The 25,798-nt window shown below is 31.7% G+C and carries 23 protein-coding genes; 1 reads left to right on the top strand and 22 read right to left on the bottom strand.

Annotated elements, in window-relative coordinates; translation table 11 throughout:
* Positions 1 to 45: 45 nt before the first annotated feature.
* From C661_RS0105980 to C661_RS0105995, 4 genes are all read right to left on the bottom strand, one after another.
* Positions 46 to 933: a PH domain-containing protein gene (locus tag C661_RS0105980; protein ID WP_017414406.1), complete on the bottom strand. Its 888-nt coding sequence runs from the start codon at positions 931 to 933 to the stop codon at positions 46 to 48.
* Between the two features lie 221 nt (positions 934 to 1,154).
* A complete protein-coding gene (rpoD, locus tag C661_RS0105985; protein WP_192812651.1) occupies positions 1,155 to 2,207 on the bottom strand; it encodes an RNA polymerase sigma factor RpoD in 1,053 nt (350 codons plus the stop codon).
* Between the two features lie 94 nt (positions 2,208 to 2,301).
* Complete coding sequence (gene dnaG, locus C661_RS0105990; protein WP_017414408.1) at positions 2,302 to 4,071, bottom strand: DNA primase; 1,770 nt, start codon at positions 4,069 to 4,071, stop codon at positions 2,302 to 2,304.
* 325 nt (positions 4,072 to 4,396) lie between these two features.
* Complete coding sequence (locus C661_RS0105995; RefSeq protein WP_017414409.1) at positions 4,397 to 5,413, bottom strand: deoxyguanosinetriphosphate triphosphohydrolase; 1,017 nt, start codon at positions 5,411 to 5,413, stop codon at positions 4,397 to 4,399.
* Between the two features lie 677 nt (positions 5,414 to 6,090).
* On the opposite strand from C661_RS0105995, the gene C661_RS0106000 reads away from it, so the two are divergent.
* Positions 6,091 to 7,155 (top strand): CotS family spore coat protein, encoded by a 1,065-nt coding sequence (locus C661_RS0106000; RefSeq protein WP_017414410.1) that lies wholly within the window; start codon positions 6,091 to 6,093, stop codon positions 7,153 to 7,155.
* A 142-nt stretch (positions 7,156 to 7,297) separates the two neighbouring features.
* On the opposite strand, the gene ppdK is transcribed toward C661_RS0106000, so the two are convergent.
* The 18 genes from ppdK to dnaJ all read right to left on the bottom strand — a co-directional run bounded on the left by ppdK (position 7,298) and on the right by dnaJ (position 25,508).
* Positions 7,298 to 9,931 (bottom strand): pyruvate, phosphate dikinase, encoded by a 2,634-nt coding sequence (gene ppdK, locus C661_RS0106005; RefSeq protein WP_017414411.1) that lies wholly within the window; start codon positions 9,929 to 9,931, stop codon positions 7,298 to 7,300.
* A gap of 57 nt (positions 9,932 to 9,988) precedes the next feature.
* Positions 9,989 to 10,621, bottom strand: a complete 633-nt coding sequence (gene ccpN / locus C661_RS0106010) for a transcriptional regulator CcpN (RefSeq protein WP_026050961.1) — start codon at positions 10,619 to 10,621, stop codon at positions 9,989 to 9,991.
* Between the two features lie 727 nt (positions 10,622 to 11,348).
* Complete coding sequence (locus C661_RS0106015; RefSeq protein WP_017414413.1) at positions 11,349 to 11,963, bottom strand: DUF4342 domain-containing protein; 615 nt, start codon at positions 11,961 to 11,963, stop codon at positions 11,349 to 11,351.
* Between the two features lie 13 nt (positions 11,964 to 11,976).
* Positions 11,977 to 12,741 (bottom strand): DNA repair protein RecO, encoded by a 765-nt coding sequence (recO, locus tag C661_RS0106020; RefSeq protein WP_017414414.1) that lies wholly within the window; start codon positions 12,739 to 12,741, stop codon positions 11,977 to 11,979.
* Between the two features lie 26 nt (positions 12,742 to 12,767).
* Entirely contained in the window at positions 12,768 to 13,649 is an 882-nt protein-coding gene (gene era, locus C661_RS0106025; RefSeq protein ID WP_017414415.1) for a GTPase Era, read from the bottom strand.
* Between the two features lie 9 nt (positions 13,650 to 13,658).
* On the bottom strand, positions 13,659 to 14,057 hold the full coding sequence (locus C661_RS0106030) for a cytidine deaminase (protein WP_017414416.1): 399 nt from the start codon (positions 14,055 to 14,057) through the stop codon (positions 13,659 to 13,661).
* A 298-nt stretch (positions 14,058 to 14,355) separates the two neighbouring features.
* A complete protein-coding gene (locus tag C661_RS0106040) occupies positions 14,356 to 15,054 on the bottom strand; it encodes a diacylglycerol kinase (protein ID WP_017414418.1) in 699 nt (232 codons plus the stop codon).
* Positions 15,055 to 15,118: 64 nt separating this feature from the next.
* Positions 15,119 to 15,619 (bottom strand): rRNA maturation RNase YbeY, encoded by a 501-nt coding sequence (gene ybeY, locus C661_RS0106045; RefSeq protein WP_017414419.1) that lies wholly within the window; start codon positions 15,617 to 15,619, stop codon positions 15,119 to 15,121.
* A 4-nt stretch (positions 15,620 to 15,623) separates the two neighbouring features.
* Positions 15,624 to 17,735, bottom strand: coding sequence for an HD family phosphohydrolase (locus C661_RS0106050; protein ID WP_017414420.1), 2,112 nt, complete (start codon positions 17,733 to 17,735; stop codon positions 15,624 to 15,626).
* A 26-nt stretch (positions 17,736 to 17,761) separates the two neighbouring features.
* The gene (gene yqfD, locus C661_RS0106055) at positions 17,762 to 18,895 is read right to left on the bottom strand and encodes a sporulation protein YqfD (RefSeq protein ID WP_242825979.1); all 1,134 of its coding nucleotides are present in this window, start codon (positions 18,893 to 18,895) and stop codon (positions 17,762 to 17,764) included.
* Positions 18,888 to 19,172, bottom strand: coding sequence for a sporulation protein YqfC (yqfC, locus tag C661_RS0106060; RefSeq protein ID WP_017414422.1), 285 nt, complete (start codon positions 19,170 to 19,172; stop codon positions 18,888 to 18,890). Before yqfC ends, yqfD begins: the two co-directional genes overlap by 8 nt.
* Positions 19,173 to 19,452: 280 nt before the next feature.
* Positions 19,453 to 19,902 carry a GatB/YqeY domain-containing protein gene (locus C661_RS0106065; RefSeq protein ID WP_017414423.1) on the bottom strand — a complete coding sequence of 150 codons (450 nt, stop codon included), beginning with the start codon at positions 19,900 to 19,902 and terminating at the stop codon, positions 19,453 to 19,455.
* Positions 19,903 to 19,925: 23 nt separating this feature from the next.
* Entirely contained in the window at positions 19,926 to 20,102 is a 177-nt protein-coding gene (gene rpsU, locus C661_RS0106070; RefSeq protein ID WP_010292600.1) for a 30S ribosomal protein S21, read from the bottom strand.
* 114 nt (positions 20,103 to 20,216) lie between these two features.
* Complete coding sequence (locus tag C661_RS0106075) at positions 20,217 to 20,561, bottom strand: histidine triad nucleotide-binding protein (RefSeq protein ID WP_017414424.1); 345 nt, start codon at positions 20,559 to 20,561, stop codon at positions 20,217 to 20,219.
* 121 nt (positions 20,562 to 20,682) lie between these two features.
* A complete protein-coding gene (gene mtaB, locus C661_RS0106080) occupies positions 20,683 to 21,984 on the bottom strand; it encodes a tRNA (N(6)-L-threonylcarbamoyladenosine(37)-C(2))-methylthiotransferase MtaB (RefSeq protein WP_017414425.1) in 1,302 nt (433 codons plus the stop codon).
* On the bottom strand, positions 21,984 to 22,736 hold the full coding sequence (locus tag C661_RS0106085) for a 16S rRNA (uracil(1498)-N(3))-methyltransferase (RefSeq protein ID WP_017414426.1): 753 nt from the start codon (positions 22,734 to 22,736) through the stop codon (positions 21,984 to 21,986). Before C661_RS0106085 ends, mtaB begins: the two co-directional genes overlap by 1 nt.
* 201 nt (positions 22,737 to 22,937) lie before the next feature.
* The gene (prmA, locus tag C661_RS0106090) at positions 22,938 to 23,873 is read right to left on the bottom strand and encodes a 50S ribosomal protein L11 methyltransferase (protein WP_017414427.1); all 936 of its coding nucleotides are present in this window, start codon (positions 23,871 to 23,873) and stop codon (positions 22,938 to 22,940) included.
* Positions 23,874 to 24,383: 510 nt separating this feature from the next.
* Positions 24,384 to 25,508: a molecular chaperone DnaJ gene (gene dnaJ / locus C661_RS0106095; RefSeq protein WP_017414428.1), complete on the bottom strand. Its 1,125-nt coding sequence runs from the start codon at positions 25,506 to 25,508 to the stop codon at positions 24,384 to 24,386.
* Between the last annotated feature and the right edge of the window lie 290 nt (positions 25,509 to 25,798).

Here is a 25,798-nt window from a genome sequence, read left to right on the forward strand (position 1 = left end):
AGGGCAGGTCAATATTTTATTTAATTTACTTTTAATTTCTTCACTTTAAATTGCACTTGTAATAATTTTAATTTGTAGAATTAAAAATATCACCGATACTAACAATGCAATGTATAGATACCTATAGGCAGTCTTTCTGTCATATTTTGCACAAAAATATGCTGCATAATACATACAAAATAATATTGCTGCATTTAATGCTCCATAAATCATTTGTATAGAAACAAACTGTTTATCTGTTCCCATTGTGATTGGTTTAAAGGTTGCATCAAAAGTTAATGGCATTATATTTGGCAATCTATGAGTTAGATAATTAACTAATGGATTTAAAGTCATTACTATTATCACTGCACTTGTTAAAAATAATAGCTTTTTAAACTTTTTATCCTTATATAATTTATTGGGTTTATTAAACTTTACTTCCCACTGTATTTTAAAAATGTTATGTTTGTTTAATAGTTCTTCAAAAACTTCTGCTTCCTTAGGTGATATGGCATAGTTTATCTCTTCTGTTCTTAAGTAAATCACCGATGTGTTATTGGTTACAAACATTCTTGTTGTACCTAAAGTCTTAACCACACTACGACCTAGGGCAAATTTATTTGATGCAATTCCTGAAAGTTTAATTCCTTTAATTTTCCCTGATATTATAGTGTATCCCTTTATATCTGAAAGGGGTATTATTACTTTCTTTAAATTTCCTATTCCTGTTATTTGTAGTTCATCTTCCGTAATTACATATTTAACAGTAGCCCATAAAAAAATGTGGTATAAGTAAAAAACATTACACGCAATTAATAGTGCTCTAAGTAAGTTTAGCACTGTATAAGACCCTGTGTTGTACATTAAAAGCAATAGCAAAATATTATACATTACTGCTAATAAAGCTGAATTTACTATTTCAAAGCTTTTTATACCTTTAAATACTCTCATGCTTTCACCACCTTATGGAAATTATAGCACAAAAGCTCTTCTGGGTAAATTGTTAAATTGATATAAAGCTTGTTTATCTTAATTTTATTAACTTTATTAACTAAAATTTTAATTTTAAGCTTAATAATGCCTATAAAAAATTAAACACCCCAATATTTTTTAATATAGGGGTGTTTAATTTATTTATATTTACATCTATATTGATATTTAGTTAAGTTTTATTAATCTAAATAATCCTTTAATTTCTTACTTCTGCTTGGGTGTCTTAATTTTCTTAAGGCTTTAGCTTCTATTTGTCTTATTCTCTCTCTTGTAACATTGAACTCTTTACCTACTTCTTCAAGAGTTCTTGCTCTACCGTCATCAAGTCCGAATCTAAGTCTTAACACTTTTTCTTCCCTTGGAGTTAATGTGCGTAATTGACTAATTAATTGTTCTTTTAACATAGTGAAGGCTGCTGCTTCAGCTGGTGCTGGAGCGTCATCATCTGGAATAAAATCACCTAAATGGCTATCTTCCTCTTCACCTATTGGAGTTTCTAGAGATACTGGTTCTTGAGCAATTTTCATTATTTCTCGAACTTTATCTACAGACATATCCATGTGTTTTGCTACTTCTTCTGGTAATGGTTCACGTCCTAGTTCTTGAAGTAACTGTCTTGAAACTCTAATTAATTTGTTTATGGTTTCTACCATGTGTACAGGTATTCTTATAGTCCTTGCTTGATCTGCAATAGCTCTAGTTATCGCCTGTCTTATCCACCAAGTAGCATAGGTACTGAATTTAAAGCCTTTTCTGTAATCAAATTTTTCTACAGCTTTTATAAGACCTAAGTTTCCTTCTTGGATTAAGTCAAGGAATAACATTCCTCTTCCTACATATCTTTTAGCTATACTTACAACAAGTCTCAAGTTTGCCTCTGCTAATTTTTTCTTAGCATATGCATCTCCTTCTTCAATCCTCTGAGCTAACTCCATCTCTTCCTCAGAGGAAAGTAGAGGTACTTTTCCTATTTCCTTTAAATACATTCTTACAGGGTCATCTATAGCTATACCTTCTGGTATTGAAATGTCTATTTCTTCTTCTTCTTGAACATCGCCTACTACATCAATATCCATTGATTCAAGAACTTCGTAGATTTTCTCTATTTGCTCTGGGCTTAAATCTACATCCTCTAGTTCATCCATTATTTCTTTATATGTTAGAGAGCCTTTTTTCTTTCCCTTTTCAATTAGGGTTTTTACAATTGTTACTTTTGTATTTTTATCTTTCATATCTTTTGTTTCTTTTGTTTCTTTTGTTTCCTTTATGTCTTTTATGTCTTTTATGTCTTTTCCGTCTTTCATCACATTACCTCCTTTCTAAGGTTTATACGTTACTTATTTCCTTTTGTATAGTTATCAGTTGTTGCGCCAAATCCATAGATTCCTCTACTAACCCTTTGGACTCACATATCCTAATTTTGCTCATAATCTCTTTCTTCGACTCCTCTAACTTAAATTTTTTAATCTCTCTGATACAATCATGAATCATTCTCTCCACATCGTATTCGCCTAATTTAACTTGGAGTTCTTGTATATTTATCCATTCTTTTGTGCATTCACTATTCTCTGCACATTTTGTATCGATTTTAGAATTTCTTTCATCATCAGGCAAGTGATGATAATTTACTATTAAGTCATAAATCGTTCTATGACTTTCTACAATAAAGTCTTCTCTATTTATTAAGTTTGTAATAATCTTTAAAAATTCCTTATCCTTGAGCATAAGCTTCAAAAGGGTTCTTTCACCTTTCACATAAGCAGGCTCTAAATATAATTTTTGCCCAAAATCTACATTAATATTAGTTTTTTCTTCGTTTTTTGAAGTTTTTTTGTTAATCTCTCTTATTGTCTCCAAAATAGACTCTTCACTTACTCCAGCTTTTTGAGCAACTTGTTTTACATACACTTCTCTTTCAATAGGTTGAAGTGTTGCAAGTATATTTGCTACGTTGTTCACGTATTTTATTATCATTTCTTTATTCAAGAAATTTATTCCATCTTCTGCTTTTTTTAGTCTATAATCAATAAGAGGTAGTGCATTATTTACAAGCTTTAAAAAAGCTTCTTTTCCATTAGCTTTAATATACTCATCAGGATCCTTACCTTGTGGCACTTGTAATACCTTTATATCAAAGTTCTCCTTTTTCAAGATTTCAAGTCCTCTTAAAGTTGCATTTTGCCCTGCAACGTCTGCATCAAAGGAAATTATTACCTTATCCACATATCTTTTTAAAAGCTTAGCTTGATATTCTGTTAAAGCAGTTCCTAAGGTTGCTACCACATTAGTTATTCCGTGTTGATGAAGGGATATACAGTCCATATAGCCTTCTACTATTATTACTGTTCTATCCATATTAGTCTTAATTGCAAAATTTAATCCATAGAGGTGTATTCCTTTTCTAAATAACGGGGTTTCTGGTGAATTTAAATATTTAGGTTTAGAGTCATCTAAGACTCTCCCTCCAAAACCAATAACCTTACCGTTATAATCAAAAACAGGGAAAATCACCCTATTCCTGAATCTATCGTATATTGACCCCTTAGGACTTTTTACCACAAGTCCTAAATTAAGCAATTCTTCCTCTTTAACACCCTTGGCTTTTAAATAATTTCTAAGGTTATGCCAACCATCAAAGGCAAAGCCAATTCCGAACTTCTTTAAAGTTGAATCATTAATACCTCTATTTTTAAAATATGAATAGGCCTTTTCATCTTTCCTTAAGTTATTATAAAAGAACCTTGCTGCTTCTACATTTATATTGTACATTTTGTCAAATTTAGCTCGCTCTATTTTTTTGTCGTTATTTTCCTCAATGTCAATTCCTATTCTTTCAGCAAGAACTTTTACAGCTTCTGGGAAGGTTACATTCTTTGTTTTCATAACAAAACTTATGACATTTCCAGCCTCTCCGCATCCAAAACATTTGTAAATTTGTTTATCTCTTGATACAGTAAAGGAAGGTGTTTTTTCATGATGAAAAGGACACACGCCGATATAGTTTCTTCCTGTATGTTTTAATCTCACTACATCTGAAACCACATCTATTATGTCATTTTGTTCTTTTACCTTTTGTATGACTTCTTCTGAAAACACTTAACGATTTCACCTGCCTATAAAGTCCATACCTTTTCAATTTCGACAAAAAGTCTTATATTCCTTCTTTTGTTTGAACTTTTTTTATTTTTTTGTAGTAATTGCTATTATTATATTCTGTACAAAGTGTCGTTTTCCTTCAAAAAATTAAATTTTTAATAAATAATATATGTTTTTTAATAAATATGCATGCCTTTAGTTACTAATAAGCTTACAATGCAACAACTTTTCTATTAATATTCCCTTAAACCATCTATAAGATAACATTTTTTTCAAAACCTTATAATCAAAATCTATACAAATGAGCCTTACTAATGGCCATTATTTATCTTGGTAAATATATATCATCAAATAAACTTAAGCAAAATTCATCACTCATTCCAGCAATGTAATCTCCAACACCTTGGGATAATCCTTCTTCCTTTGCAATTTCTCCATAAAACTTTGGAAGTTTCTCTGGGTGATTATAAAAATACTTATACACATGAGTTAGAACAAATTTCGCCTTATCTCTTTCCACTTTTAAAATATCCCCGTTATATACATTTTTAAACATAAAATTCCTAAGACCACTTAATGACTTTTCTACTTCACTAGATAAGGAAACTGAAGGGTTATAGTTTTTTATATTGGCAATTGTGTTATATATACAGTCTTTCACTAGAGTATCAATTCTATCTCCATGAGTTTTTCCAAGAGAACTTATATATTCTGCTGGTATTTCCCTTTCACTTAAAAGTCCAGCTCTTATAGAATCATCTATATCGTGGTTAACATAAGCAATCTTATCACTATACTTTACTATCTGCCCTTCTAAAGTGTAGGATCTTTTAGCTGTGGTTGAAAATCCACTATGATATAAAATGCCATCTAATACTTCCCCAGTGAGATTCAACCCTTTACCGTTTTTCTCAATTCTAGTTAATACTCTAACACTATGTTCATTGTGCTTGAAGCCTTGTGGTAACAATTCATTTAAAACCTCTTCTCCATTATGTGCAAAAGCTACATGTCCAATGTCATGTCCTAGGGCAATAGCTTCTATTAAATCTTCATTAAGACCTATGCCTCTACCTATAGTTCTTGCAATTTGAGCAACCTCTAGAGTATGGGTAAGTCTTGTTCTATAATGATCATTCCAAGTTTTAATATAAACTTGAGTTTTCATCTTAAGTCTTCTAAAGGATTTGCAATGTATTATTCTATCTCTATCTACCATATAACAAGTTCTTATATCATCTTTATTTTCTTCGACTTTTCTTCCTTTTGAATAAAATGAATATGCTGCCTCTGGTATTAATGTGTTTTTCTCAACACTTTCTATTCTTTCTCTAATATTCACAAAAACTCCTCCATAAAACTATATATATTTTTTTAATATATACAAAATGCAATAAAGATACTACTTAAATATATCTAATTCTATTCAGCATTCTCTTTTATATAAGTTGATCAAAATTATCTTACAGTGTATATATGTTCTAATAAATAAACTACATTATAACCTTTAGAGTCATCTATATTTGACAACTTCTTGGATGTAGAAAGTTAATTAGACCTTATATATAAATAATATTGGAACTTATATATATTCTTACTTAAATATGTAATATTTGTTACTACTTTAATAATATACTTGTATTATAAATAATATTATTATGATTAACTAGTTTTTAAAAAATTTAAGCTTAATTTTTATCATTCTGAGTTAGCTCTTTAACACCATTTTGGAAGCTTCAAGTTTGTCATCTTCTCTAAGTAGCAGTTGCTCAGTCTAGGTAAACTACTTTTGTGGCGGTTCAGATCTACTTTCAAAGTAGCTCCACAAAATGAACTTATTCATAACTTAATATGATTAAGCTTAATATTCTAGTGATTTTATTAAGCATATCTTTTATTAATTTATAATAGTTATCCTAGTGAATTTATGAATGAATGTTCCTTATTTATCTTTAGGGTGCTTTTTTTAATGTAGAAATAATATTCTAGTACTGAAAATATTTTTTAAGGGGTGTTGTTATGACTAGTATTGCTAAAAATAAAAACAATATAGAATTATTATCTGAAAAAAATGTAAAAAAATACGTGTTACCCTATTATGGTTTACATAATGCTGAGGTTTCTCAAGTGAAATTAAAGGATACTGACAAGCAAAGAGCAGTATATAGGGTATCTTATAAGGATAAAGAATACTGCCTTAAAAAAGTTTATTTCCCCCTAGAAGAACTTTTATTTGTCTACTCAGCTGTAGAATGGTTATATAGGTATGGAGTAAAAGTCCCTAGAATTTTATCCACCTTAAATCACAGTAGATATGTTAATTATGAAAATATGCTTTTCATTTTAACTCCTTGGATTGATGGTGACAAATGCGATTTTGATTCTATAAAACATGTACTTCTAACTAGCGGCAACCTTGGTAAAATTCATAAAGTGTCTCAAAATTTCAAACCAATCCTAGGTAGTTCAGAGAAAATTGGTTGCACTAACCCTCATAATTCTTTAAATAAACATTATAATAATTTAATGACCTATTCAAATTTAGCTTTTAAACATAACGACAAATTTTCTAGAATTTTTTTGGACAACATTGAAACAAGTCTTTTATTAGCTAAAACTTCTAATAATATTTCTAGCTCTATAAACCTTGATAACTTATCAAAATCTCTATGTCATAATGATTATGTTAGTAAAAATATTATTGTAGATAAAAATGACATTTGGGTTATAGATTTTGATAAATGTAAATACGACTTCTGTGCTCTTGATATTTCCTATTGTTTAAGAAGACTTCTAAGACGTGATGGAACAAAGTGGAATGTGGAATTAACTATAACTTTCTTAAATGAATATGAAAAACACAATCAGCTAACCATAGACGATTACAAGTATATTTTATCTTATTTAGCCTTTCCTCAGAAATACTGGAAAATCTCTAGAGATTACTTTGCAAATATTTCAAAATGTAATAAAAAAGCCTTTATATCTTTAATTGAAAAAGTTGTAGCTCAACATGAAGACCAACTTAATTTTGTTCGCAAGTTTACAGAGTACATCGAGTTTAAATTTGGTGAAACTCTATAAATAGCATATAAAAATATAGGAGTTGACTATTTAAAGCCAACTCCTTATTCTTGTGCTTAAAACCTTAAGTCTTCAATAAGTGAATTTAAACTCACCTTGTGAATAAACTTAGAAATTAACAACATCTATTATATGAATGTTACTATTTTCTTGGGTTTTTAACTTCTGCTTGAGCAGCAGCAAGTCTTGCAACTGGAACTCTGAATGGTGAGCATGATACATAGTTTAATCCTATGTTATGGCAGAACTCAACTGATGATGGGTCTCCACCGTGCTCTCCACATATTCCAAGTTTAATATCTTCTCTAGTTTGCTTTCCAAGTTTTACAGACATTTCAACAAGTTTACCTACACCAGTTTGGTCTAATCTTTGGAATGGATCTGACTCGTAGATTCCTTTGTCATAGTAATGCTTTAAGAAGTTACCAGCATCATCTCTTGAGAATCCGAAAGTCATTTGAGTTAAGTCATTAGTACCAAATGAGAAGAATTCTGCTTCTTTAGCAATCTCATCAGCTGTTAATGCAGCTCTTGGGATTTCTATCATTGTACCAACCATGTACTTAAGCTCTATTCCTCTTTCAGCTATTATAGCATCAGCAGTTCTTGTTACTATATCTTTAACATACTTAAGCTCTTTAACTTCTCCAACTAATGGAATCATTATTTCTGGAACTATGTCATAACCTTTTCTTGTTTTAACATCTATAGCAGCTTCTATAACTGCTCTTGTTTGCATTTCAGCAATTTCTGGGTAAGAAACAGCTAATCTACATCCTCTATGTCCCATCATTGGGTTGAACTCATGTAATGAGTCAACTGTAGCTTTTAACTCTTCAAAAGTTATTCCTAATTCTACAGCTAATTCTTTGATTTCCTCATCTACATGTGGTAAGAACTCATGTAGTGGTGGATCTAAGAATCTTATAGTAGCTGGTCTATCAACTAACTCTTCATAGATTCCTATGAAGTCTTGTCTTTGCATTGGTAATAATTTTTCTAATGCTGTTCTTCTTGAAGTCTCATCTTTAGCAACGATCATTTGTCTGATTGCCATAATTCTATCAGCTTCAAAGAACATATGCTCTGTTCTGCAAAGACCTATACCTTCAGCTCCGTATTTAACAGCTTGAGCTGTATCTCTTGGAGTATCAGCATTTGTTCTAACTTTTAAGCTTCTTATTTCATCAGCCCAAGCCATGAATGTTCCAAAGTATCCGCTTATTTCTGGCTCAACTGTTTTAATTTGTCCTGCATATACGTTTCCTGTGCTTCCATCGATAGATATGTAATCTCCCTCATGGTAAACAACTCCGCCAACTTCAAAAGTTTTAGCTTCTTCGTTAACTTTAATATCTCCGCAACCAGCTACACAGCAAGTTCCCATTCCCCTAGCAACAACAGCTGCGTGAGAAGTCATTCCACCTCTAACTGTTAATATACCTTCAGATGCAATCATACCCTCGATGTCTTCTGGTGAAGTTTCAAGTCTTACTAAAACAACTTTTTCTCCTTTTTCATGAGCAACTTTTGACTCTTCAGCTGTAAAGTAAACTTTACCACAAGCAGCTCCTGGAGATGCTGGAAGACCCTTTGCTATTACTGCAGCATTTTTCATGTCTGTAGCATCAAAGTTAGGATGTAATAATGTATCTAATTGTTTTGGTTCAACTTTAAGAATTGCTTCTTCTTTAGTTAACATTCCTTCTTCAACTAGATCAACAGCTATTTTAAGAGCAGCTTGAGCAGTTCTCTTACCATTTCTAGTTTGTAGGAAGTAAAGTTTTCCTTCTTCTATAGTGAACTCCATGTCTTGCATGTCTCTGTAGTGATTTTCTAATGTATTTACTATATCCATGAATTGTTTGTAAACTTCTGCATTTTCTTTTTCTAATTGCTCTATTGGTTGTGGAGTTCTGATACCTGCAACAACGTCCTCACCTTGAGCATTCATTAAGTACTCAGCAAATATTTTCTTTTCTCCAGTAGATGGGTTTCTTGAGAATGCAACTCCTGTACCAGAAGTTTCTCCTTTGTTTCCGAATACCATCTCTTGAACGTTAACAGCTGTTCCCCAGCTTCCTGGAATATCATTCATTCTTCTATAAACGATAGCTCTTGGGTTGTTCCAAGATCTGAATACAGCAGTTATAGAAGCTATTAATTGCTCTTTTGGATCGCTTGGGAATTCTTCTCCCTTAGCATTTTTGTAGAAAGCTTTGAATTTTTTAACTAACTCTTTTAAGTCGTTAGCATCTAATTCAGTGTCAAGTTTAACACCTTTAGCTTCTTTCATTTCATCCATGATTTCTTCAAAGTGTTTTTTCTCAACTTCCATAACAACGTCAGCAAACATTTGAATAAATCTTCTGTAAGAGTCATAAGCAAATCTTGGGTTTCCAGTTTTATTAGCCATAACTTCTACAGTATTATCATTTAATCCAAGGTTTAATATTGTATCCATCATACCAGGCATTGAAGCTCTTGCTCCAGATCTAACTGATACTAGTAATGGATTTTCTAAACTTCCAAATTTCTTTCCTGAAATGTTTTCTAATTCAGCCATTTTAGCATGAATTTGCTCAACGATTTCTGGAGCTATTGTTCTGTTATCATCATAATATTTGTTACAAGCTTCTGTAGTTACTGTGAATCCCTGTGGAACTGGAATTCCTATGCTTGTCATGTCAGCAAGGTTTGCACCCTTACCACCAAGTAAATTCTTCATTGAAGCGTCACCTTCACTAAAAAGGTAAACGTACTTTTTGTTTTCCATGGTATACACCCCTTAAATTTAATATCTATAGTTTAATAAATAGAGAGTTATAAACTCCTACTCATCTTCACCCATCGTAACGAATAATTGTGTTATTGTAGTCTTTGAAACTTTTCCTACTATTTTAAACACTTCTTTATTTTGTTCTACTACCTTTTGTACTACTGGCAAACTATCAACTTGTCGCTCTATTATCTTTTTTGCCGCATCTAAAACTGATTCATCTTCATATACATAAACTATATTTGGCATTCTAGTCATTATTATGCCAACTGGTACCCTGTGTATATCAACTGTTCCCATTACCATCTTAATAAAATCTTTTCTTGAAACTGCCCCCACTAGATTGCCATTGTTTTCTACAAACAGTGTACCAGCATCATTTAAGAAAAGATTTAAAATTGACTGATAAACTGTAGTTTCTTCTGATACTACAGTAGGTTTCGACATAACATCTTTAACTTTTATGTTTGTGAAACAAGACTTACTTATTTGTTCTGATGGTTTTTTCCCAAATATGTATCCAACCTTTGGTCTTGCTTCTAGGTATCCACTCATTGTCAGTATTGCAAGATCAGGTCTTAGGGCGGAACGAGTTAACCCTAACTTTGCCGCTAATGCTTCACTAGTTATAGGTTGATTTTCTTTTACTAATTTAATTATTTCTTCTTGTCTTGCTGAGAGTTTAATATATTTCGCCGCCTTTCAATATGAACTAAAGCAGATTTACATAAGTTATATGAAGATAGATAAGTTGACATATTTTCCATAGTTTCTATTATACCATGATATTATAACAAGTAATACAATTTTTCAATGTTTTTCTTAAATTAACCATGAAATATTAAGATTTTTTAATGAAAAATCTTAGCTATCTCTTATTTTTGTTAAATAATATAAATTTTATACATTTTATCTTGCAAAACCTCACTAAATGAAAACATTTTCATAGAAATGAAGGTATCAATGGAGTTTTTTAATGTATTTTTTTGTACGTAATAAAATAATTTTTATTAAACTTATATATAGAATACAATAAAGAAACTTCACTAATAATAAACCTACTTTTACATTTTCTTTCGTATAAGTTGCTTTTAATTTATTAAGTAATATAGAACTACTGCTCAACTTATATATTTGCTACATAACTAAATTAGTTTATTCAATTGTTTAGTTATGTAGCAAACTAAAGTCAATACTTAACTTGCACATTATTACTATCTTGGTACCCTTAAGGTTTTTGGTGATGAATGAAGTTCATCATGAGTAAAACAGATATTCACCTTATAAGCCTATATAAAAGCCATAAAAGACCTATGTAAGGTTGTATTGCTTATGTTAAAATCTGCAATTGGTTATAATACAAAATTTAACTTTCTATAACTTTATTCTTCATAATAAAAAGTTAGCATTTCTGCTAACTTTCTTTATGCTCAGTATTTTCTTCAGGTTTTGCAATATCTTCTTCAAATTTTACAGTGTAGGTAAAAGAATTTACTTCATCATCAGCATTCTTTTCCTTTTCACTATTATGACTATTAAACTTATCCTTAATATCTTGGGCAGCTTCATTAGCCTTTTCCTTAGTTTCATTAAATACTGACTTTATGATTTTGTTTACTACTTCAACTGTACCATCTTCTTTTGTTATTTCAACTTGAATCTTAGTGATTATAGCTGCAGCTGCTCCAACCATTAATAGTATTGGTTGTAATAGTGCCACAAGACCTATTGCAATACCTGCATTAACTGGAATATCTACAAGAGTTTTATCTTCTTTTTTAATTTTAATTCTTGTAACATTCCCTTTTTTAACTAAGTCTTTCATGTAAGCAATAAATTCATCCACTGTCATTGATACATCATTCATGAAGGATTTTTCTTCTTTGGTTTCCTCTTTCATCTTTTCATGATAAACCAATGCATCCACCACATCACCATTGCATTTTTCAAGGATTTCTTTTGCTTCGCTGTAACTTAAGTTAGTTCTACTTCTTATGATATCAATTTTCTCTAAGGTAATTTCACTCATAACAATTCCTCCTTTATTCTTTATCCGCACTGACTTCAGGTATTATGTTAAAATAATCTAGCATAGCTAAGCTCTTAGGTTTTCTTGGATAATTTAAAAATATAAAGTTTGTAATAATTTTATATATGTCCTTTTTTGTAGCCTCATTAACAGAAAGTCTAGATATTTTATCTGTATCCACGGAATTTAAAAACTTTAACACATTATATGTGCCCTTTGACACATGTGTTCCATGAACTTTTTCACACTCCCCACAAACTGCACCATAAAATTGCAAGGATATAAAATCAGAGCAACTAATTTTTTTATCACAAATAGCACAATTTTCTAGATGGAGTCCATACCCTGTAGCCTTTAAAAGCTTCAGTTCAAAGGTTCTAGCTAGTAATTCTAAATCTACAGCTTTACTTTTCAATAGGTAAAAAGAACTTACAAGATCCTTAAAAAGACTTAAATAATTTTCCTCTCCACAAGCTATGTCTATAAGCTCGTTAAAGTAGGAACCATATGTTAAGGTTTCATAATCATTTAATATATCCTGAAAGGATTCAATAATTCTTCCTTCATTTAAAGTGTAAAGACTCCTGCCCTTATAAACCACATATTCACCAAAACAAAAGGGTAAAGTTATAGAAAACCCTTTATTCTTGCTCTTTTTAGCTCCTTTTGCAAGTACAGAGATTTTTCCTAAGTCCTCACTAAAGAGCCAAACTAATCTATCATGTTCTTTGTAATCTTGAGTTTTTATAACTACTGCTCTTGTTTTTATAGTACTCAATTAATCAACCCCTACGTTGTTTAGGATTATTTATATCCAAGCTCTTTAAGCATAAATTGGCTGTCTCTCCAGTCCTTTTTAACTTTCACCCAAAGTTTTAGGGTTACAGGAGTATTTAAGAATTTTTCTAAGTCCTGACGTGCATAGGTGGAAATTTTCTTCATCATAGCACCATTTTTTCCTATTATTATTCCCTTATGAGAATCTTTTTCACATAATAGGTTTGCTTCTATATTATATCTGCCTTTTTCATCTTTTTTCATATGAATTATTTCCACAGCAATACCATGAGGTACTTCTTGGGATAAAAGTCTTAAAGCCTTTTCTCTTATGGTTTCTGTAATTATAAATCTCTCCTGTTGATCAGTAATCATATCTTCTGGATAATACATTGGTCCCTCAGGTAAGTATTTTTCTATAAGATCAGTTACTTTATCTACATTTTTACCATTAATTGCAGCCATAGGTATTATCTCTTTAAAGCTAAATACCTCTGAATAATTCACCAAAGTTTTTGCAATTCTATTCTCTGGGTTCTCATCAATTTTATTAACTAATAAAAACACTGGTACATTACACTCTTTTAATTGTTCTAATATATGCATATCTCCAGCATTAACCTCTTCCTCAGGAGTAGTTAAAAATAGTACTACATCTACTTCATTAACTGAATCCTTTGCAACCTTAACCATGTATTCTCCTAGCTTATGTCTAGGTTTATGCATTCCTGGAGTGTCCACAAACACTATCTGATGTTCTTTAGTAGTATGGATAGTTTGTATGTTGTTTCTTGTGGTTTGTGGTCTACTTGAAACTATAGATAATTTCTCCCCCATTATATGATTTATCAAGGTAGATTTTCCTACATTTGGTCTTCCAATAATTGTTACGAATCCTGATTTGAACATAATTCCTCCTTATTTAAATAAGTCTTCTTTAGTAAATGCACCTGGCAATATTTCTTCTAAAGTTTTCTTTACATATTCTTCTTCATTTTTAATTAGTATTATTTCTATATCCTTGCTTGCAAATTCTGCAATTACTTGTCTGCATATGCCACAAGGTGTAGTAAAAGTAGTCATATCTCCTACCACTGCAATTCTTTTTATAACTCTATGACCTTCTGATACAGCTTTAAAAATAGCTGTTCTTTCTCCACAATTTGTAGCACCAAAGGATGCATTTTCAATGTTACAGCCAGTAAATACTGTTCCATCTTCCATTTCAACAGCAGCTCCTACTGGAAACTTTGAATATGGTACATAGGCTTTTTCTCTTGCCTCTATAGCTAATTTCACTAAATTTCTTTCCTCCACAATAATTCCCTCCAACAATCAATCTATGAGTTTCGCTAATACTTCTGCATCATTATTCTTCTTGTTTTTTAACAATCTTACATATATTTTATTTAATTCCCATTTTACAAGCTTATGGTACATAAATTATACCACTACAGGCAATAAATTCAATGTTTAATTTTCTTTAAAAATATAAATTTTTCATGCTGCAAACCTATAGAAAACTAAATTAAAATCTAACTTTTATATAAATGTATCTGGTTCCTTTAAGACTTTTAGCCCTATACAAAATAAGTTATAACCATAGACTCCTAAACTAACCTAAAAACTGATAAAGTAATAGGGTAAGCAGTGATCCAAAGGCTGCTCCAAATATAACCTCTAAAATAGAGTGCACTTCTGAATCTACCCTACTTTGTGCTACGATAGCTGCTAGCAGATAGGAAAGAATCATCACTAGAGGTTCATTGGTTAACAAAGTTATTGTAGTTGCTACAGAAAATGCTATAGCACTATGACCACTTGGCATCCCACCCTTTAGAGGTGTTCCTTCATCGTATATGGCTTTAACTACTACAGTAACAATACTTACCACCACTAGCATAAGGAATATCATATGGGGGCTAGAGTTTTTAATCTTAGACATCATTATGATAGAAAAGGGTAGTACTCTATCATAAAATATGATGTATGCTACTAATACTGCATTTATTGCTGTAATTAATACTGCACCCGCCGCCACATTTTTTGCAATTTTAGCTAAAGGGTGATAATAGTTTGTAGTGGCGTCAATAGCACATTCTACTGCTGTATTTATCATCTCGGCCATAATTACCATGGTAATAGTTATAGTTATTATTAGTAATTCTATCTTACTTAAATCGTAAAAGAAGCATGCAGTAAGTACCAAAAGTGCTACTGCCATGTGAATTCTCATATTTCTTTGAGTTCTAATAGAATATATTATTCCCTCGATAGCATAGTTAAAACTATCAACAAGCTTTTTGACCTTCATTACAAAACCACCTTAAACAAAGTTGACATGGTGCTTTTCACCATGTCAAACACTTATGATTATTTTATCTATTAATATTAAATCTATTCAATATTTCCTCTTCTCTTTTTCTCATAACCACTTTATCTTCTTCTTCCATGTGGTCATAACCTAAAAGATGAAGAATAGAATGAACTACAAGATAGCAAACTTCTCTAAAAAAAGAATGTCCATAGTCAACGCTTTGTTCTAATGCCCTCTCTAAAGAAAGAGCCATATCTCCTAGAACTAAGTTTCCTTCATTTAAGTCAGCAGGACTAAAGTTGTAGTCTAGATACAAATCCTTGAAAACCTTATGTTCTTCATATTCTAGCATAGGAAAGGACAACACATCTGTCACCTTGTCTATATGTCTCATATCATTATTTATTTCTCTTATTTCATCATTATCAACAAAGATAACACTAATTTCACAAGGAATATGAACTTCTTCTTCCTTTAAAGTATACTGGACAATCTCCATAATAGTTTCTTCTAGTTCCTTATTTACCTCTATTTTATCTTGTCTGTTATCTAAATAGATCATTTTCCTACTCCTTCTTTTGCTCTATGCCCTTTTCCTTTGGGTATTCAATTCTTTCATGGTATATTCCAGATAAAACCTTTAAAAAAGCTTCTCTAATATTTTTAATATCTCTAAAGGTCAACTCTGAGTTTGAAAGTTGATTTTCTTCTAGTCTTCCCTTTATTATGTTATCAACCATAGTTTCAATTTTTTCTTTAGTTGGTCCTTGAATAGACCTAACTGCTGCTTCAACACTATCAGCAAGCATCACAATGGCTCCCTCTCTAGTTGTGGGAGCTGGTCCTTTATACTTATAATCTTCTTCCCTAACTTCCTCTGGATTTTCACTATTATTTTTCATTGTAATATAAAAATACTTTACTAAAGAATCTCCATGGTGTTGTCCAACTATATCAACTATAGCTTGTGGCAATCCATATTTTTTTCCTAACCTAACCCCATCCACCACATGAGAAAGGATTATAGATGAGCTTAAAGCTGGTTCAATTTTATCATGAGGGTTATCTATGCCTACTTGATTTTCTTTAAAGTAATAAGGTCTCTCTAGCTTCCCTACATCATGATAATAGGCTGAAACCCTTGCTAACACAGCATTTGCTCCAATGCTCTCCGCCGCCATTTCTGCAAGATTAGCTACTAAAACTGAGTGATGGTAGGTTCCTGGAGCCTCAAGCAGTAATCTCTTCATTAGGGGATGGTTAGGGTTTGATAACTCTAAAAGTTTTATGTTTGTTACTAAATCAAATATATTTTCTAAAAAAGGTAAAATTCCAATAGCTAAGATCCCTGAAACAAGAGCTGATATCCCTGTTGTTAAAGATTTCTTTGCTATATCTAGCATATTGCTACTTAGAAAATATCCTATTATTGCCGTGAATACTATATTTACAATTGCCATAAAAAGGGCAGAGTATATTATATCATTTCTTTGTTGGACTTTTTTCAAAATTATTGGCACTGTTATCACATTTATTAAAGCAATTAAAGTAATATCTATAGAAAATTTACCTAAAAAGGCTATGAATATTACATTTAATGTACTTATAACTATTGATACTTTATCTTCTATAAGAACACTCAATAATATTGGCATACATGAAAACGGAATTATATAGGGAGAGATTATCCCTAAGGTTCTCCCAAAAACCACAGTTAATAAAGTTAAAAAATTGATTAAGATTAACTTGCTTTGGTCTACATAAACACTTTTATTTTTCCCTTTAAGATATATCCATTGAAGTCCTACTACGCCTACAACCATTGCAATTAAACTTATATGAAGAGAAAAACTGAAGGTTCTGTCTTGGTTTAACAGTCCTAGCTTTTTTAGTATATCAACTTGGGCCTGTGTAATTGGCTCTCCTTCACTTACAATAGTCTGATCCTTTTTAATCACTACTGGCTTAACCCCTTTACTAGCTTCTTGTCTTAGCTCCTCAGTCTTTTCATGATCGATAAAGTAATTAGGCTTTACCTGAGTATATCCAATAGCCATACCCAAATCTTTAATACTTTTAGAATAGGCTGAATTATTAAAGGTTGTGGTTATCACCCCTTGTGCCACCGCCATATCTTGTGGTTTATTTTCATAAATTACAGTAGTGTCAAAGAGCTTACCTATAGTTTCTGTGAGAAATTTACTTAAGCTATCTAGTTGTTTATCCTCTAAGCTAACTAATATGTTATAGTTTTCTAGAGAAAGATTTCCAATAGGGCTTTGTTCTCTCAAACTCTTACTTCTTTCTTCTTGAAGCTTTTCTGAAGAACCTTCCTCACCATTTGCAGCATTTGGCTGTATTTCTTTGTTAACCTTTTTAACCGTGTTAAATAAACCCTCTATATTTTGTATGGCATTCTTTTTTACATTGGCATCATAGCTATACATATCTTGAACATGCTTCAAAGCCTGTTCTATATTCTTTTGAGTAGTTATTTCGTCTTCTATATCCTTGGGTGCTCTAATGTCTACCTTAGCAATATCTCCTACAGCTAAATCATATCTTGTGATTATGAGAGAAGAACTTAAAGTAAAATAGACTAAAAGTATAGTAACAAGAAATATCATATACGGTTTGGTTTTCGGAAGATTTATTTTTCTTAAATTTGTGTAACCCATTATTATCACCTTTTCTTTTTGGATAATTACTGATTGGACACCACTTCATCCACTCCAATATCTTCTTCAGCAATGATTAATACTTTAATCAAATACTTATCTTGTAACTTTTCAATTTTAGGGGTTACTTCAATAATCTTTACTGATTTATCTAGGTTTAATCTTATTTTGTTTTCTAATTCCTTTGCTAAAACCTCAGGATCTGTTGGTTTCTCATTTTGATTTACCTCATAATAAACATCACTGTTAATTATTCCCCTATTGTTTTCTATTTTATCATAAAATTCAAAGTTATTTAATGAATTTTTAAGATAATATTTTTTATCCTTAAAGGTCACATAGTAATTTTTTAAAATCTTACCTGTTCTCACCTCTTCAACAGTGGTCATGGGCAATTCAGCAGTTTCCTCATAAAAAGTTCTAGCATAGACCTTACCTTCCGCCTTTATTGTATAAACCTTGCCTTCTTTCCCTTGTTCTCCCTTTACTAACAAATCCCCTTTTTTAACTATCTTACCTGGTTCTGTAACTGCGGTCCCTGATGTGGTATATACCCTCTCTATAACTCCATCCATCTTAGCAACTATATTCCCTGTTAACTGTTGCTCCTTTATCTTAGGAGGTGCCTGTCTTTCTACAACTTCTATAGATAGCTTTGACCCTTCAATTCTTGCTTTAACCCACATAACTTCATCTGTATCTTTAACAATATTATCTTCAAGGTCCTCAACATTCAAGGTTGATTTTTTAATTCCTGGAGTTATACCATAGTTCTTAACTAACATTCTAAGTTCTAAAGGTGTTAAGTGATGTTTTGTTACTATTTCTATTTTCCATATAAAACTACTTAAATAATATAATATACCAAAGAATACTAGTACTCCCCCTAGAAGGACTTTTCTTCCCCTTAGTTTTAATAATAAAAATGTAACTCCCCTTCTTTTCTCTATTTTAATTTTACTATGGGTCTTTCTCACTATCTCTTCTAATATTTTATAATCACAAAGTCTTATTTCTAGCGTCATTGATGCCACATTATTCTTTTTTATGTTCTTTATTTGAACTTCATGCTTCCATAAATAATTTAATATTTTTTCAGGGTTTAAGGTTTGAACTTCTACTGTTATATAACTTTTTCTGTATCTAGTTAAACTACTCATTATCATCAAATACAACAGACTTAAATCTACCGCTTAAAGCTATTGTACTTCCTCCTACAAAGATGATTTCAAAATTCTCCCCTGAAATATTAACTATTCCTATTGAAGTCCTAATTTTAATTTGACTTTCCCCAAAAAATATAACGCCTTTGTGATTCTCTATGGAAATTTCACTATTTGATATTATGGTAACCTTAGGCAAGTCCAAAACCATCTCTCTAGGAAGATCTAGCTTGCCTATCACTGTTTCCTTTACTTTTCTCAATTTATCACTCAAACTTATCACCTCATCCTAATACTGTAACACTATAATTACTCTCTTAAATTTTATGATAAGGTTATAAGATAAATTACTGAAATAAAAGTAGAAGTTAAATTAATTTCTTTCAAAGGTATTCTAAAACTAAGGACCTAACTCTAGCCTGCAAAAATAGTCTTCAATTATGTAAAAGCTACTAATAAGATTTAAAAAGTATATTTATCTAAGTATTACAAAGATATACTTAGGTTACTAAATTTAAAAACAAAAACAAAGGAACTCAGATACTCTGAGTTCCTTATTTATTCAAATATTCTTTAACTATTTGGCTTACTATTTTTCCATCTGCACGACCATTTACTTTCGGTCTAATGTCAGACATAATTTTTCCCATATCTTTCATGCTATTAGCGCCCAGTTTTTCCGCTGACTCAACAACAATTTGTCGAACTTCATCTTCAGTTAACTGCTTAGGAAGGTATTCTAACAAGATTTCAATTTCTGCAACAGCACTATCAACTAAATCTTGCCTATTTCCTTTTTCAAACTCTTGCATGGCATCTCGCCTTTGCTTGACTTCCTTAGCTAAAACCTCAATAATTTGATCATCATTAAGACTTGAACCGTCGGCTTTTTCAGCCATTAGAATAGCAGCTTTAGCCATACTAATTACACTTGCCTTAAACTTTTCTTTTTGCTTAAGAGCATCTTTCCAGTCCTGTTGTAATCTCTCCTTAAGGGATGACATTATTCAACCTTCTTTCAAAAATTCTATTTGAATTTTCTCTTTCTTGCAGCTTCTGATTTTTTCTTTCTCTTAACACTTGGTTTCTCGTAATGTTCTCTCTTTCTTACTTCTGAAAGAACACCAGCTCTAGCACATTTCTTCTTAAATCTTCTTAATGCGTTCTCTAGTGATTCGTTTTCTCCAACCTTAATTTCTGACATTTATATCCCTCCCTCCGCTAGCTCAATTCTAATTTAAATTAAAAGTAGCCAATGCGGGGCCTAAATAGCACAGTATCAATTATACAGTCGGTATATCATATTGTCAAGAATTTCTTAACCTGGTGGCCACCCTAAATTTCTTCCACCTAATAGGTGGAAATGTAAGTGTTCTACGGTTTGCCCTCCCTGGGTGCCGACATTTGTAACAACCCTATAACCATTGCTATCTACACCTAATTCTTTAGCTAGTTTTGCTGCTATAGCAAATATATGACCTACCACTTCTGCGTTATCTTCATTAATCTCATTAACAGAGGTGATATGTTTTTTAGGAATTATAAGCACATGCACTGGTGCTGCTGGATTAATATCCCTAAAAGCTAATATTTTATCATCTTCATAAACTTTTGTGCAGGGTATTTCGTTGTTAATTATCTTACAAAAAATGCACATATTCATCATTCACCTCCATCCTACTTATTTTTTCAATAATTTACAATATTATTCTACAAAAAGAAATTTTTTCCTGCTGCTTGAACAAATAAACTTTAGAGATATACTTCCAAGGTAAAAATGTATTTTAAATTTCACCAATCATATTTTCACTTTCTACAGCTATAAGCTTTGTAGGTATTATTTTGCCTTTCAAATCTACTTCAGCACTAGGAGTCATAACCTTAATATAGTTTGGAGTGTACCCAATATAATAATTTTCTCTTCCCTTTGCCTGTTCCTCGTAAAGTACATCCAATTTTCTATTTAAAAACTTTTCCATATACTCTTTTTCATTTTTGCTGTTAAGTTCTATAAGCTTATTGCTTCTTTGTTCTTTAATATTTCCATCTACCTGAAACTCCATTTCTGCAGCTTTAGTTCCACTTCTTGGACTATACTTAAAAACGTGCATTTTAGATAACTTAATATCACTTAAGAAGTTATAAGTTTCATTAAATTCTTTTTCCGTTTCTCCAGGAAAACCTACAATTATATCTGTAGTAATAGATACATCTGGCATATGTTTTCTTAGGTTTTCAACCACAACTTTATAATCCTCAGCAGTATAGTGCCTATTCATTCTTTTTAACGTAGCATCACATCCACTTTGTAATGATAAATGGAAATGTGGACACATCTTTTTAAGCCCTACAATTTTTTCTATTACCCCTTCAGAAAAGAAGGTAGGATCTATAGAACCTATTCTAATTCTCTCGATGCCTTCCACTTCATGGATTTCTTCTAAAACTTTAACTAAGGACCAATTTCCTTCTAAATCCACTCCATAGGAAGCTGTATGTACTCCTGATAAGATAATTTCCTTGAATCCATTCTTAGCAAGTTCTTTTACTTCACCAATTATTTTCTCAGGGTCCTTACTACACACTGCACCTCTTGCAAAGGGAATTAAGCAATAAGAGCAAAATCTATTGCAGCCATCTTGTATTTTTAAGAAGGCTCTTGTCTTATCTTGATACTCTTCAATAGATAACTCTTCAAACTCTTTATTTTTAAGCACATCGCTAACTTCTACTACTTGCTTTCTTTCTTCTCTTGCTCTATTAACCCAGTATACTATGTCCCCTTTGTTTCTACTTCCTAAAACTACATCTACTCCCGGAATTTGCGAAATTTCCTCTGATGCAATTTGAGAATAACATCCTACTACAGCTACAATAGCCTCGGGATTTTTTCGTCTTGCTCTACTAATCATTTGACGAGATTTTTTATCTCCCATGTTAGTAACTGTACAAGTATTTATTACATAAACATCTGAAAATTCATCAAAGGCTGCAACTTCATAGCCTTCCTTTATAAATTTCTCAGTCATAGCTTCTGATTCATATACGTTCACTCTACATCCTAATGTAGCAAAAGCAACTTTCATTATATATTTCCTCCTAAATCTCCTAATTCATACATTAGAAGGCTTAGTGCAGTGAATCCCGCTGTTTCTGTTCTTAGTATTCTTGGCCCTAAGGTTACTATATAAGCTCCTAGGTCCTTAAAACTTTGGATTTCACTTTCCTCAAAGCCTCCCTCAGGTCCTATTATTATAGCTACATCTTTAATTTCCTTATTCCTAACTTCATTAACTACGTATCTTATCCCTTGTCCCTGTGCATTTTCATAAGGAACTATAATTAAATCATATTCCTTTAAATCTTGAAGTAACTCCTCAAACTCAATAGGTGTGTTGATAATTGGAATCAAGCTCCTTTTGCTTTGTTTGCAGGCTTCTAAAGCTATCCTATTCCACCTATCCACCTTTTTGAATTCTGAAAGCTCACTTTTCACAACCACTCTTTCAGTGATTATTGGGGTAATTTTAGAAATTCCAAGTTCAGTACATTTTTGAACAATTAAATCCATCTTTGCAGACTTTGGCATTCCCTGGTAAAGATGCACCTTTAAATTGCTTTCATTGTTAAGTTCAACCTTCTCTAAAAGCTTCACCTTAACTTCTTTTTTATTAACGTCCTGAACTTCCCCTAGATACTCAGTACCTTCTCCATCATTTATGTTAATTTTATCTCCACTTTCAAGTCTCAAAACCTTGTAAATATGCTTAACGTCTTCCCCTTCAATGATGCAGTTATCACCATGGATATTTTCCTTTAATATAAAAAACTTATGCATAGATGTAATACTCCTATCCTTATAAAGTATCAATTATATCAGAAACTTCTTTCATTGATTATTGTAATTTTAAAGAGCTAAAATTAAGATTATTATATACTTCTTATTAGGTTAGCTCTCTAAAAACATCTTAAATAATAAACATACCCATTTAAAATAGAGAATTTGGAAATGCATTTAAATTATTCTTCCAAAATGTAATTAAAGTCTAGAAATTATGCAAACCCATTCCCCATCTTCCATTACATCCATAACTTCAAAGCCACACTTCTCTAGCTTTTCAACTACAGCTTTTCTCTTCTCTAAAATAATTCCTGAGGCTATAAAGTATCCACCTTCTTTTATAAAGTCCTTTACGCCCTCAGCTAAGAACATTATTACATCAGCAATGATGTTAGCAACTACAATATCAGCTTTTCCTTCAACTACTTCCATTAAGTCTCCATAAAGAATTTCAATATTGTTTAAGTTGTTAAAGGATATGTTATTCTTTGCAGAATCCACAGCTACTGGATCTAAGTCTACTCCTATTACTTTCTCTGCTCCAAGCTTTGCAGCAGAAATAGCTAGAATTCCTGACCCTGTTCCTATATCAAATACCGTAGAATTTGGCTTAACATGCTTTTCTAGGGCCTGTATGCACATTCTTGTAGTTTCATGAGTACCTGTTCCAAAAGCCATACCAGGATCTAATTCTACAATTAGTTCCTCTTCTTTCACATCATAGGTTTCCCAGATTGGCTTAACAACAATTTTCTCCCCAACCTTAGTTGGTTTATAATATTTCTTCCAGTTGTTTTCCCATTGCTCCTCGTTAACCTTTGTTACCGTAACAATACCTTCACCTTTAGCAAATCCGAATTCAGGTAACTTCTCTACACTATCCTTTATATACTGAAAATACTCAGGGAAATTCTCATCTTCCTTAAAATACCCCTTAACTACTGCGCCCTCTTTTATGTTAAGAATAGTTTCATCAAAGTAATCCCAATCACCAGGATTTCTCTTTTTAAATTCTACATCTTCTGAATCTTCTATAGAAACCCCTTTTACTCCTGTGTTATAAAAGAATCCCGACACCGCTTCTGTTGCTTCACTACTTGTAACTACAGTTACCTCTACCCAATTTTTATCCATTTATTTGCCTCCATTTATATTAAAGTTTTATTTACAATATATATCTTCCAGTAATGAAAATACATTTTAATAATCATTAGATAATCTTAAAATCTAAATTGCAAAGCGTAAACTTAATTTCAATATCTATATAATATTATTATCCTTTCCAATTAGAAAATTTCTATATAGATAGAACCAAAATTAAGACTTAACTTGCAAATTACTCCTACCTTGGTTTTCTTAAGGTTTTTTAAAGGTGAATAAGCTAAAATTTCATCGTAGAAACCTATATAGGTAATTAAATTTCCATTAAGTCTCCTTAAGTTGCACCCTATAATGTAAGTATTTTAGTAACTTTCATTCAAGTTATTATTATAGATTTAATTAATAATTAAATCAACCTATATATAAATAAAGATAGTGCCCTAAGTTTAAGGCACTATCTAACTTTAATAATATTTAATATTATTATAACTAACATTATTATTTAGGCATTTGAAAATGCCTTAACTTTAAACTCAACAAGTTTTACTTTTTAAACAAATCCTTAAAAGATTTTTTATGATCTTCAGAACCTTCGAACTGTTCACCACTTGCTTCCATAAACATTCTTAAAGCTTCTTTTTGTTTATCATTTATTGCTTTAGGAACATCCACTATTACTTTCACATAATGGTCTCCTCTACCGGCAGAATTAACTCTTGGTACCCCTTTGCCTTTTAATCTAAATACAGTTCCTGGCTGAGTTCCTGCTGGAACCTTATAAGTTACATCTCCATCTACAGTTGGAACTTTAATTTCCGTTCCAAGGGTAGCCTTAGCAAAGCTTACATGTGTTTCCATATGAATATCAAAACCCTGACGTTTAAAGGTCTTGTGTGGAGCCACTCTTATATTTATATATAAATCTCCTGGAGGTCCACCATTTTCTCCTGCCTCTCCTTGTCCTCTAAGAGGCATTACATTTCCTGTGTCAACTCCTGCTGGAATGTTAATGCTTACTTTTCTTGTTTTTCTTTCTTTTCCTGTACCACGACAAGTTTGGCATGGACTATCTATAGTTTTACCTTTTCCTCCACACACATCACAGGTTGTTTGTGTAGCGATAGTGCCTAATGGAGTACTTCTAGTAACTCTAATTTGTCCAGTTCCACCACATTTTGAACACGTATTTGCTGAAGTTCCTGGTTTTGCTCCAGTACCAGAACAAGTTTCGCATTTTTCTCTTCTTGTTACAGATATTTCTCTCTCACAGCCAAATACTGCTTCTTCAAAGGTTAAATTTAGGTTATATTCTAAATCAGCACCTTTTCTTGGAGCGTTCTTGCTTCTTGAACCTCCACCACCAAATAAATCGCTAAATATATCACCAAAGCCTCCAAAGCCTCCGAAGCCTCCTCCAAAGTCAAAACCATCAAAACCTTGCCCATTGAAGTCTGCTGTTCCGTACTGGTCATATCTTTGTCTTTTTTCAGAGTCTGATAGAACTTGATACGCTTCATTAATTTCCTTAAATTTTTCTTCTGCTTCTTTATTATCTGGGTTTCTATCTGGATGATATTTTAGGGCTGCCTTTTTAAAGGCCCTTTTTATGTCCTCTTCACTAGCATTTTTATCTAACCCAAGCACTTCATAGTAATCTTTATTAGCCATATTTGTTCCTCACCACCTATTTTTCTCTGTTTTATATGATAAGACATATTGGGTATAAATTCAACTGTTTATATCACACTTTCATGGTTTCGGCAAAAACTGCCTCCATACTCAAATTAAACTAGTAAGGGATTAACCCTTACTAGTTTAGTTAATTAATGAATCACAAGATTTTCTTTATCAGGTTATAAGCAAGGTTTATTCCTTAAAAATTAAGGTTTCTAGGGACTTTAGCCTTCTTATTAGTGCTGATAAAAGTTTACTAGTCACATACCGTCAAAGCTGTGATT

This window comes from Clostridium tunisiense TJ (genome assembly GCF_000300195.1).
In the GTDB taxonomy this organism is placed as follows: Bacteria; Bacillota; Clostridia; order Clostridiales; family Clostridiaceae; genus Clostridium_J; species Clostridium_J tunisiense.

Excerpts from the sequence above, each read along its gene's own strand:
- C661_RS0105980 (WP_017414406.1), bottom strand. The coding sequence starts at position 933 with ATGAGAGTATTTAAAGGTATAAAAAGCTTTGAAATAGTAAATTCAGCT.
- rpoD (WP_192812651.1), bottom strand. The coding sequence starts at position 2,207 with ATGAAAGATAAAAATACAAAAGTAACAATTGTAAAAACCCTAATTGAA.
- C661_RS0106000 (WP_017414410.1), top strand. The coding sequence starts at position 6,091 with ATGACTAGTATTGCTAAAAATAAAAACAATATAGAATTATTATCTGAA.
- ppdK (WP_017414411.1), bottom strand. The coding sequence starts at position 9,931 with ATGGAAAACAAAAAGTACGTTTACCTTTTTAGTGAAGGTGACGCTTCA.
- C661_RS0106015 (WP_017414413.1), bottom strand. The coding sequence starts at position 11,963 with ATGAGTGAAATTACCTTAGAGAAAATTGATATCATAAGAAGTAGAACT.
- era (WP_017414415.1), bottom strand. The coding sequence starts at position 13,649 with ATGTTCAAATCAGGATTCGTAACAATTATTGGAAGACCAAATGTAGGA.
- C661_RS0106040 (WP_017414418.1), bottom strand. The coding sequence starts at position 15,054 with ATGAAGGTCAAAAAGCTTGTTGATAGTTTTAACTATGCTATCGAGGGA.
- ybeY (WP_017414419.1), bottom strand. The coding sequence starts at position 15,619 with ATGATCTATTTAGATAACAGACAAGATAAAATAGAGGTAAATAAGGAA.
- C661_RS0106050 (WP_017414420.1), bottom strand. The coding sequence starts at position 17,735 with ATGGGTTACACAAATTTAAGAAAAATAAATCTTCCGAAAACCAAACCG.
- yqfD (WP_242825979.1), bottom strand. The coding sequence starts at position 18,895 with ATGAGTAGTTTAACTAGATACAGAAAAAGTTATATAACAGTAGAAGTT.
- C661_RS0106065 (WP_017414423.1), bottom strand. The coding sequence starts at position 19,902 with ATGTCATCCCTTAAGGAGAGATTACAACAGGACTGGAAAGATGCTCTT.
- rpsU (WP_010292600.1), bottom strand. The coding sequence starts at position 20,102 with ATGTCAGAAATTAAGGTTGGAGAAAACGAATCACTAGAGAACGCATTA.
- C661_RS0106075 (WP_017414424.1), bottom strand. The coding sequence starts at position 20,561 with ATGAATATGTGCATTTTTTGTAAGATAATTAACAACGAAATACCCTGC.
- mtaB (WP_017414425.1), bottom strand. The coding sequence starts at position 21,984 with ATGAAAGTTGCTTTTGCTACATTAGGATGTAGAGTGAACGTATATGAA.
- C661_RS0106085 (WP_017414426.1), bottom strand. The coding sequence starts at position 22,736 with ATGCATAAGTTTTTTATATTAAAGGAAAATATCCATGGTGATAACTGC.
- prmA (WP_017414427.1), bottom strand. The coding sequence starts at position 23,873 with ATGGATAAAAATTGGGTAGAGGTAACTGTAGTTACAAGTAGTGAAGCA.
- dnaJ (WP_017414428.1), bottom strand. The coding sequence starts at position 25,508 with ATGGCTAATAAAGATTACTATGAAGTGCTTGGGTTAGATAAAAATGCT.